Below are 4,799 nucleotides of genomic sequence, written 5' to 3' on the forward strand. Positions count from 1 at the left end.
GCCTGGCCCCACCCCTCCGGCCCAACCGATAAACCGCATCCCGCGTCCACCCACGAGGGGCTGCGCCGTTCGCGGGAACTTACTTCGCCGGCGACATCCACATGTCGATGACCGCGCTGAACACTTCCGTCCCCGCGCGGTCGCGCACGCTGACCGTCACCGGCAGCGCATAGCCCTCGGCCGCGACGACAATCGGCTGTGCCGGCAGCGCCACCGCCTGCAGCGTGCCTCGTGCCTTGGCCAGGTACTGCACCTGCATCCCCTTCGGGATCCAGCGCATGCCCTTCGGCAGCGATGCATCGACCATCAACCCGGCGGTCAGTTCGGCCAGGTTGCACATCGCGATCGCATGCACCGTGCCGATGTGGTTGCGTACCCTGCGGCGGTCGGCCAGCGTCCCTTCGCAGCGGCCGTGTTCCAGGCGGGTGATGCACGGCGCGATGCTGGCGAAGTAGGGCGCCTTGAAACACACCGCGCGCGAGAAAAGCCAGTTGCCAGCAGGCCAGCGCTGCAGGCGGTTATAGAGCGAGAGCAGGGGCGTGGACATGGTGGAATCCCGTTCGGCGGATAAAGCGACGGCGGGCCAGGCCCGCCGTCGAAGGCAACGCGTGTCGCGGGCGATCAGGCCGCCTGCGAATGCGGATCCTTGTGCTGGCGGTCGTAGTAGCTGGCCGCGCGCAGTTCGTGGGTGTCGAAGTCGTCCACGGTGATCGTGTCCAGGGTCAGCGTACGCAGCTCTTCCAGCAGGCTGCGCTCGTCCTGGGTGATCACGCCCTCGGCCACGGCCTCGTCCAGCTGGCTCTTGAAATCCAGCGCCTCGATGCCCTTGCTCTTCAGCGCCTTGAGGAACTTGCGCTCCACCGGCTCGGCCATGATCGCCTTGCTCAGGTAGCTGTTGATGCGGCCACCCGGGTTGTTCTCGCACGGGGTCAGGAACACGCCACTGGCCAGGCGGTCGCGGGCTTCGTTCGGCGCCATCAGCAGGGCGGCGACACGGCGGCTCAGGCGATCGCCCGGCGCCTCGGCACGACGGCCCAGCGGGAAGATCAGTGCCCACATCAGCCAGCCGATCGGACGGATCGGGAAGTTGCGCAGTGCGGCCGACAGCGACTCTTCGATCTTGTGCACGCTGTCATGGAAGGCCCAGGCCAGCAGCGGCTGGTCGGCCTGCGGTGCGCCTTCGTCGTGGTAGCGCTTGAGCATTGCGCTGGTCATGTAGACGTGGCTCAGCACGTCGCCCAGGCGGCCGGACAGCGATTCCTTGAACTTCAGCTTGCCGCCGAGGGTCATCATCGAGATGTCGGCCATCAGGGCCAGGTTGGCCGAGTAACGGTCCAGCTTGCGGAAGTAGCGGCGGGTGTAGGCGTCACCCGGAGCGGCGCCGAAGCGCGCGCCGGTCAGGCCGAACCAGAACGAACGCACGGCGTTGGAGATGCCGTAGCGGATGTGGCCGAACAGGCTGCGGTCGAACTCCTGCAGGCCGGCACGGGTGTCCGGATCCTGCGCCGCCTTCATCTCCTTCAGCACCCATGGGTGGCAGAGGATCGCACCCTGGCCGAAGATCAGCAGGCTGCGGGTCATGATGTTGGCGCCTTCCACGGTGATCGCGATCGGCGCGGCCTGCCAGCTGCGGCCGGCGAAGTTGCGCGGCCCCAGGATGATGCCCTTGCCGCCGATCACGTCCATCATGTCCGAGATCACTTCGCGGCTCATGGTGGTGCAGTGATACTTGGCGATGGCCGACGGCACCGACGGCACGTCACCGCGGTCGACCGCCGCGGCGGTGGCCTGCGACAGTGCGCTGATCTTGTAGGCCTTGCCACCGATGCGGGCCAGCGCCTCCTCGACGCCCTCGAAGCGGCCGACCGACAGGCCGAACTGCTTGCGGATGCGTGCATAGGCGCCGGTGACGGCCGCACCGGCCTTGGCACCACCGCTGGCGGTGGACGGCAGGGTGATCGAGCGGCCTACGGCCAGGCACTCGTTGAGCATGTTCCAGCCCTTGCCGGCCATGGCCGCGCCACCGATCAGCTGGGTCAGCGGGATGAACACATCCTTGCCCCGGATCGGACCGTTCTGGAAGGTCGAGTTCAGCGGGAAGTGGCGACGACCGATCTCCACGCCGGCTGTGTCGCGCGGCAGCAGGCCCAGGGTGATGCCGATATCGCGGGTATCGCCGATCAGGCCATCGGGATCGTACATGCGGAAGGCCAGGCCGATCAGCGAGGCGACCGGTGCCAGGGTGATGTAGCGCTTGTCGAAGGTCAGCTTGACGCCGAGCACCTGCTCGCCGTTCCACTCGCCCTTGCAGACGATGCCGTAATCGGGAATCGAGGTGGCGTCGGAACCGGCGAACGGACCGGTCAGGCCGAAGCAGGGCACTTCACGGCCATCGGCCAAGCGCGGCAGGTACTGGTCCTTCTGTTCCTGGGTGCCGTAATGCACCAGCAGTTCACCCGGGCCCAGCGAGTTGGGTACGCCGACGGTGGAGCTGACCACCGAGGACACCGAGGCCAGCTTCTGGATCACCTTGTGGTGGGCCAGCGCGGAGAAGCCCAGGCCGCCATATTCCTTCGGGATGATCATGCCGAAGAACTTGTTCTTCTTGATGAAGGCCCACAGCTCCGGCGGCAGGTCGGCATGGACGTGGGTGATTTCCCAGTCGTTGACCATCGCGCACAACTCTTCGACGGGGCCATCAAGGAAGGCCTGTTCTTCGGCAGTCAGCTGCGGCTTGGGGTAGTTGAGCAGGATGTTCCAGTCCGGATCACCGGTGAACAGTTCGCCCTCGAATCCGACCGAACCGGTTTCCAGCGCGATGCGCTCGGTCTGCGACAGCGGCGGCAGCACCTTGCGGAACACCTTCATCATCGGGCCGGTCAGCAGCGGCTTGCGGATGAACGGCAGCAGCAGCGGCACGGCGATGACGGCCAACACGGCGGCCGCCACGATCGTAGCGGTCTGGTTGACGTAGGGGATGAACCAGCAGGCGACCAGCAGGGCCACGCTGATCAGCGTCCAGGTAACCAGCCGCATGCGGTGGTAGGCGACGAACGCGCCTGCCAGCAGCAGGGCGAGGAAGGGTAGAACGATGCTCATGAGCGTGCTCCGGTGACGTGCTCGTTTGTGGCGGACGAAGCCGCAGCATCCGCTGCGGGCAACACGTCCAGATAGTCCAACACAGTAGCGGTAAAGGCGTCGTTGTCATCGCCTGCGACCATATGCGTGGCCTGCGGCAGCTGTACATGGCGCGCGTGCGGCGCCAACGCCAGGAATTCGGCCACGGTCTGCGGCGTGACCAGATCGCTGCGGCCGCCGCTGACCAGCAGCAGCGGGCACTTCACCTGGCGCGCGGCCTCGGCCAGTGCGTCCTGGTGCTGCTCGCTGTCGCGGGCCAGTTCGGCCACCAGGCGCGGGTCCCAATGCCAGCGCCAGCGGCCGTGTCCGTCTTCGCGTAGCAAGGCACGCAGCGACTGCTCGGATTTGCGCGGGCGGTGAGGCATGTAGGCCGAGATCACATCGGCGGCCTGGGCCAGCGAGGCAAAGCCGTCGGGATGGGCGGTCATGAAGGCGAGGATGCGTTCGACGCCGGCGATATCCCAGCGCGGCGTGATGTCGACCAGTACCATCGCCGAGAACAGGCCGGGCCAGCGCGACTCAGCCAGCAGGCCGAACAGCCCGCCCATCGACGCTGCAACGAGCACCGGCGCACGCGGCTGTTCACCGGCCAGCACGATCAGGTCATCAGCGAACTGTTCGCCGTGATAGGGCAGGTCGGTGGCATTCCAGTCTGAATCGCCATGGCCGCGCGCGTCGTAAGCGAGTGTCTGCAGGCCGGCCGCAGACAGGGCGCGTGCGGTGGCGTTCCAGGCGTGGCGGGTCTGGCCGAAGCCGTGCGCGAACAGCACGCGACCACGACGACCGTGCTCGCTGGCCGTGGCCGCGAGGCGGGCGCCATGGGCGGCCTCCAGGCGCAGGTCATGGAACGCAGCGGGAGTAGGGGACATAACCATACTTGCTAGTATGGATCGCTTGCGGGGGAAGTCAATACTGCATCGTATGGTGCGTTGCAGGTTAGGGTCCAGGGGGGGGCTTTGACGGTTTCGCCTGCAACGGCGTACTGCAACGAACCCCGGCGTATGGTTAAATCAGTCCATGAATCAACCTGACGCTTCCGCCGGCGAACCGCGCGCCGGCCGCAACAGCCGCCTGAGTGCCGAAGACTGGGCCCAGGCGGCCCTCGACCTGATTGCTGAACAAGGCGTAGGCGCCGTTGCGGTGGAACCGCTGGCGCGGCGACTCGGCGTGACCAAGGGCAGTTTCTACTGGCATTTCCCTTCGCGCGATGCATTGCTGCAGGCGGCGCTGGAGCGCTGGGAACTGTTCGAACAGGAACAGGTGTTCGGCAGCCTGGAAGACGTACCGGATCCGCGTGTGCGCCTGCGCCAGCTGTTCCAGATGGTGGCGCATGAAGTGCAGCCGCACATCATCTACAGCGAGCTGCTGAAGGCGCTGGACCATCCGATGGTGCGGCCGGTGATCGACCGGGTTTCGCAGCGTCGCCTCGACTATCTGGTTGCCTCGTTCCGCCAGGCAGGGCTCAGCTCGACCGATGCACGCCATCGCGCACGCCTGGCCTACGCCGCCTATGTCGGCTTCCTGCAGTTGTCGTTGCAGCTGCAGCAGCCGAAGCAGGCGCGCGAGGATTTCGAAGCCTACGTGGAGCACCTGATCGAGACGCTGATTCCTAACGGTTGAGCGTTGTTGCTTCGTTGAGTGCAGAAGGGGGGGGGGGGGGG

Annotated in this window: 4 protein-coding genes; 1 reads left to right on the top strand and 3 read right to left on the bottom strand. The window is 66.4% G+C overall.

Features of this window, described 5'->3' with window-relative positions:
• Positions 1-79: 79 nt before the first annotated feature.
• From O0J15_RS20240 to O0J15_RS20250, 3 genes are all read right to left on the bottom strand, one after another.
• The gene (locus O0J15_RS20240; RefSeq protein ID WP_019660078.1) at positions 80-547 is read right to left on the bottom strand and encodes a hotdog fold domain-containing protein; all 468 of its coding nucleotides are present in this window, start codon (positions 545-547) and stop codon (positions 80-82) included.
• 74 nt (positions 548-621) lie between these two features.
• A complete protein-coding gene (locus tag O0J15_RS20245; RefSeq protein WP_021204706.1) occupies positions 622-3,099 on the bottom strand; it encodes an acyl-CoA dehydrogenase in 2,478 nt (825 codons plus the stop codon).
• Entirely contained in the window at positions 3,096-4,013 is a 918-nt protein-coding gene (locus O0J15_RS20250; RefSeq protein WP_021204705.1) for an alpha/beta fold hydrolase, read from the bottom strand. The genes O0J15_RS20245 and O0J15_RS20250 overlap by 4 nt, the downstream gene beginning before the upstream one ends.
• A 142-nt stretch (positions 4,014-4,155) precedes the next feature.
• Between O0J15_RS20250 and O0J15_RS20255 the strand changes: the two genes are divergently transcribed.
• Positions 4,156-4,758, top strand: coding sequence for a TetR/AcrR family transcriptional regulator (locus tag O0J15_RS20255; protein ID WP_005418411.1), 603 nt, complete (start codon positions 4,156-4,158; stop codon positions 4,756-4,758).
• Positions 4,759-4,799: the final 41 nt, after the last annotated feature.

Origin of the sequence: Stenotrophomonas sp. Sm10, assembly GCF_030985515.1 — a bacterium.
In the GTDB taxonomy this organism is placed as follows: Bacteria; Pseudomonadota; Gammaproteobacteria; order Xanthomonadales; family Xanthomonadaceae; genus Stenotrophomonas; species Stenotrophomonas hibiscicola.